Origin of the sequence: Actinomadura alba (assembly GCF_014323705.1) — a bacterium.
GTDB classification, from domain to species: domain Bacteria; phylum Actinomycetota; class Actinomycetes; order Streptosporangiales; family Streptosporangiaceae; genus Actinomadura_C; species Actinomadura_C alba.
Map to the genome: position 1 here is coordinate 1 of NZ_JABVEC010000078.1, position 4394 is coordinate 4394.

Genomic DNA, 4394 nt, shown 5'->3' on the forward strand with positions numbered 1-4394 from the left:
GAGCCTTCGGCTTCTGCCGCCGATGCCTGCTGGATGCAGCGGCAGCCAGTGGAGACTCGCGAAGGGCCGATCTGCTGGACGCGGTGTCCGCCCAAGCGATTCACTCGACGGTGAGCCCGTCGGCACAACAGTGGGATCAAGATCTGAGCGTAGGTGCCTGAACCGAGCGGGGTGCCGCCAGCGGTCGCGTTCTCGGGCGACATCGACGCTGACTTCGGCCACTGGACAGGTCCGCAGGTAGCGGCCGGGTGGCGCCGCCATGGGACGGGGCGCTGGCGTCTCGCATACAGGCTCCGAGCCCCTCCACCGCCTGCAGACGTCAGCGTCCTCTCGTTGTACGTTCGGTCTTCTGCCGGGCGGTACCCGCAGGGCAGAGGACGACCCGGCCAGGCGAGGTTGGACGTTCGAGGTGTCGGCGTGCACGAGTGTCCGCTCAACTGCTGGCGCATGACCGGCGATGGCGACTCCGTCCCCTGCGACCTTCGCATGCCCGAACCGCCGATCTGGTGGGTATGCGGCAGCCAGGTCGAGATTGATCGATGCCCGCTTGGTGATGTTGGCGACTCCTAGTGTGAGCCCGTTGCAAGCTGAGCACTTTTGCGGCTGAGGGTGAGCAAATACATTGAGGGGTACCGTGGGTCGGGCAGGGTTGAGGAGTCGCGTTACATTGGCGACCGCGCCGTTGCGGACGTTCCCGGTCTTCCGCCGCTACCTGGCGGCACGCATGGTGTCCCAGACCGGTTCGTCGGCGGCCCCGCTCGCGCTGGCGTTCGCCGTGCTTCAGCTCGGTGGTGGCGCGGGCGCCCTCGGGGGCGTTCTCGCGGCGAGCATGATCCCCCAGATGATCTTGATGCTGATCGGCGGCGCGGTGGCCGACCGGAACCCGCGGGGCCGGATCATGGTCGTCGCGCACATGATCTCCGGTGTCAACCAGACCGTTGTCGTGGTGTTGCTCGTCGCTGGGCATGGAGCGCTGTGGCAGCTGTTCGTTTCGGCGGTGATCTCTGGTGGGGTGGGAGCGTTCTTCGGCCCGGCCGCTCAGGGCATGGTCCGGCAACTTGTCGACCCCGACACCCTCCGTGAGGCCAACGCTCTCATGCGATTGGCCCAGAACGTGGTGAAGGTCCTCGCCCCAGCCGCAGCGGGCGGCATCATCGCGACGGCCGGCGCGGAGGCCGCCATCGGCTACAACGCTCTGACGTTCTTTGCCGCAGCCTGGATGTTGAGCAGGTTGAGGGTGCCGCTGACACCGATCAAGAGCAAGGACATGCTCGGGGCGCTGCGGGAGGGCTGGTCGGACTTCTGGTCGCGCCACTGGTTGTGGATCATGGTGGCGCAGTCCGCGGCATGCTGCACGCCCTGGCTGATCGGCTACCAGGTACTCGGCCCCCTCTACTCTGAGCGGCATCTGGGCGGGGCGGCTTCGTGGGGACTCGTCGTCGGCGGGTTCGCAGGCGGGCTGATCACTGGGTCGGTAGTCGTATTGTTGCTGCGGCCGCAGCGGGTAGCGCTGGTGGCGTGTACGGCAACGGCGTCATTGGCGCTGCCGCTTGTAGCACTCGTCGTTCAGGCACCGCTACCGATGCTGGTCGCGGCCACGTTCGTCACCGGCGTCGGTCTGGACGTCAGCATCAACACCTTCGCGACCTTCCAACAGCGTGAGGTGCCGTTGGAGATGCAGGCCAGGACGTCCTCATACAGTCTGCTCGGCCAGCAGCTCCCGATCCCGGTCGGCTACCTGGTTGCCGGCCCGCTGGAGCACGCGGTCGGGGTGATCTCGGCCTTGGCGGGATGCGCCGTGGTGATCCTGGCCGTCGCTTTCTTGCCCCTGCTCAATGCCGGGGTCCGCGCGATGCGGCTTCCCGCGCCCGATCTCAGTCCGGCCGCCGTTCAAGCCGGCGATCCGGTGGCCGCGGGTAAGGCGTTGGCGCGCTCGTAGCCGGCCGGGACCCGGCCATACGAGCGGATGTCACGCCTGGGCTGAAGCTGCGGGCACGGCCGGCGCTGTTCGGGTGGCGAGGTAGAAGGGGCGCGCCTGAGTCACTGCGGCTTCGCCGCTGAGGATGCCTCGGTCGCGGGCGGCTGCCGTCAGTTCCCGCGAGTCGACGGGCTCAGCGATCAGGCCCCAGTGCCGGGCCAGTTGGGTGCGGATCCGGTCGGGGTCCAGGTGGCCGATGGTCCGGCCTGGCCCGGACGCCTCGACTGCCCGGTTGACGCGCCAGGCAGTGGCAGCCACGCGGGCGCAATCGGTGAGGTCGAGGAGGCCGTTAGCGTCGGCGGGGGTTTCGGGCCAGACGCTGGCGGTGGGGTCCAGGCGCGCCGAGCGGATGAGGATGCGCAGCAGCAACTCCCGCTGGCAAAGAGTGATGATCTCGGTGGGGGTGGCCCAGTGCTCCACTTGAGCGGGGGCCAGCGCCCCCAGGTGAAGGCCACGGTCACGGGCGGCGGCGAGCGCTTGGTCCTCGAGGACATCGGTCGGTGTCGTCTCGGGTCGCCCGGCGATCCATGCAAGGACGCGGCGTCGCCAGCAGGCCGGAAAGCGGGGATCGTAGAGCTGGGCGTACTGGAGGGCGGGCAGGAGCGGCACCTGGGCGTCGTCGATGGTGGAGACGGGCCGGTAGGTCGCGATCCAGCGGCGCAGATGCGAGGTCCGCCACGGCTCGTGTTGCCAGTTGCCGGCCGCGGTGGCCGCCGGAAGCTTGCCGACCGAGGCTAGGAGAATCGCGAGTCTCGCGTCGGCCGCTTTGATATCGGCGGCATCCGGGGAGACGCTCGTGCCGAGCCAGGTGACGACGTGCCGGTGAGCCGCGGCGAGCCCAGCTTGTGCGGCGGCGTGGCCGAGAGCGGCCCAGCTGCGTCGGTGGAACGGCATGGCGCGGGCCAGCTCAAGTAGCCGCTCGGCGTCGGCCTTGGTGATGACGGCGGTGTCGGCGGCGTGCTGGAGGGCGTAGCGCAGGCAGACCAGTGCGGTCGACAGCGGCCGACCGTCCGGGGTGTGGACCAGAGCGACTTCGTCGTCGGCTTCGATCCGGCCGGTCGCGTACTGCTGGTAGACCCAGCCGACGCCGATCATCCCGTACGGCGCGAGCTCGGCGGCCCGCAGCGCGCCCATGCTGGCCGCGCCGACCACCCGGGTACCGCGATGCAGCAGCTCGAGAATCTCCTTGTGGCGGACCGGCGGGACCTGGTGCCACAACCCGTCGATTAGCAGCACGGTGTCGCCTGGGGACGGTGTGAGGCGGAGCAGATCGCCATGCTGGGCGGGAGGCTGCACGATCGCCTCGGGTGCCAGGGCGTGGATGGTGTCGGCGTCGAGGGTGGGCCCCGCGTACACGTGCAGGGCGTTGGAGGGCCGGTGGTCGATCATGTCGCTCGTCCTCCAGTGGTCTCGGTTCCTGTGTCGCCGTGGCGGGGGATGACGTGCCGGGCGGAGTAGATCAGGCCTGGTGCGGCGACCTTGACGACGGCGAACTCTTGCCGCTGATGCGGGCCGTGGGTGAGGTCGACGACCCGCGGCTCCCAACCGGTGACCTCGCTGATCCGGGTCGCCAGCCAGCTGGCTTCACCGGTATCCGTTGGGTGCTCGCAGTTGTACCGGCCGATGATCTGTGGCCACGGTGCCGGTTGACTGGCCGGCGCAGGTGGGCGGTAGTGGCCGGGTGCGTAGATGAGGGATGTGATGTCGTCGCGGGCGCCGGAGATGTGGGTGAGCCTGGACTGGACTGCTTCGGTGATTGCTCGCGAGAGCGCGACGCCGGGGTCGGAGTGCGCTCCGGAGCCGGAGATGATCGCGCTTGGGGCGTCCGCGCGATCGGCATCCTGGAACGAAAGATCGCCGCGACCCCAGTCGACGTAGTCCGCGATCGCGGGCATCTCACGGCCAAGCTGGCCGTGACGTTGACTTATGGTTCGGACGCCGACCCCGTGCAGGCCGCTCGTTTGGGGACTGATGCCTTGGAAGCCGCGCATCAGACGGGCTCAGCACGCATCCGACGTGAACTGACGGACTTGGACCAGCGACTCCGTAACCGTTGGCCTGATCAGCCCGAAGCCCGCCAGCTCCATGATGCGCTGAGAAGCTGATCCCTCCGCCGTCCGCGTGGACCCATGTCCGGCCGATGTACACCGACCCCGGCCAAGCCCTCGACGACGCCATCCCGCCCGAGGCTCTCGCCGCCGGGTTCCTCGACCTCCAGGCGCACAAAGAGCGCCTGGAACAGACCACGGCCTCCAGCACGACGGACGGGCGGTGACCCTTGGGGATCTCGTGGGTCTGAAGACGTGGACGTGCCGAGCGCGAACGGCACGTCCACACCATCCCGGGATGGAACTCCCGGGAAGGCGCCGGAGTCAGGCCATGCCCCCGTGGCCCGGCCGTCGCTCGGTACTCGTTG

4 protein-coding genes are annotated in these 4394 nt (G+C 69.0%); 2 read left to right on the plus strand and 2 right to left on the minus strand.

Annotated features, from left to right (window positions below; genetic code table 11):
* Positions 1 to 667: 667 nt before the first annotated feature.
* Positions 668 to 1939 carry an MFS transporter gene (locus HKK74_RS38750; protein ID WP_187248419.1) on the plus strand — a complete coding sequence of 424 codons (1272 nt, stop codon included), beginning with the start codon at positions 668 to 670 and terminating at the stop codon, positions 1937 to 1939.
* A 30-nt stretch (positions 1940 to 1969) separates the two neighbouring features.
* Here the strand turns inward: HKK74_RS38750 and HKK74_RS38755 are convergent, their stop codons facing one another.
* Together HKK74_RS38755 and HKK74_RS38760 are read right to left on the minus strand one after the other, a co-directional pair.
* Positions 1970 to 3367: a TfuA-like protein gene (locus tag HKK74_RS38755; protein ID WP_187248420.1), complete on the minus strand. Its 1398-nt coding sequence runs from the start codon at positions 3365 to 3367 to the stop codon at positions 1970 to 1972.
* Positions 3364 to 3873 carry a YcaO-like family protein gene (locus HKK74_RS38760; RefSeq protein WP_187248421.1) on the minus strand — a complete coding sequence of 170 codons (510 nt, stop codon included), beginning with the start codon at positions 3871 to 3873 and terminating at the stop codon, positions 3364 to 3366. Before HKK74_RS38760 ends, HKK74_RS38755 begins: the two co-directional genes overlap by 4 nt.
* A gap of 245 nt (positions 3874 to 4118) precedes the next feature.
* On the opposite strand from HKK74_RS38760, the gene HKK74_RS41225 reads away from it, so the two are divergent.
* Positions 4119 to 4253, plus strand: coding sequence for a hypothetical protein (locus HKK74_RS41225; protein WP_281398225.1), 135 nt, complete (start codon positions 4119 to 4121; stop codon positions 4251 to 4253).
* Positions 4254 to 4394 lie beyond the last annotated feature (141 nt).

Coding starts and splice junctions, on each gene's coding strand:
- HKK74_RS41225 (WP_281398225.1), top strand. CDS start 4,119: ATGTACACCGACCCCGGCCAAGCCCTCGACGACGCCATCCCGCCCGAG.
- HKK74_RS38760 (WP_187248421.1), bottom strand. CDS start 3,873: ATGCCCGCGATCGCGGACTACGTCGACTGGGGTCGCGGCGATCTTTCG.
- HKK74_RS38755 (WP_187248420.1), bottom strand. CDS start 3,367: ATGATCGACCACCGGCCCTCCAACGCCCTGCACGTGTACGCGGGGCCC.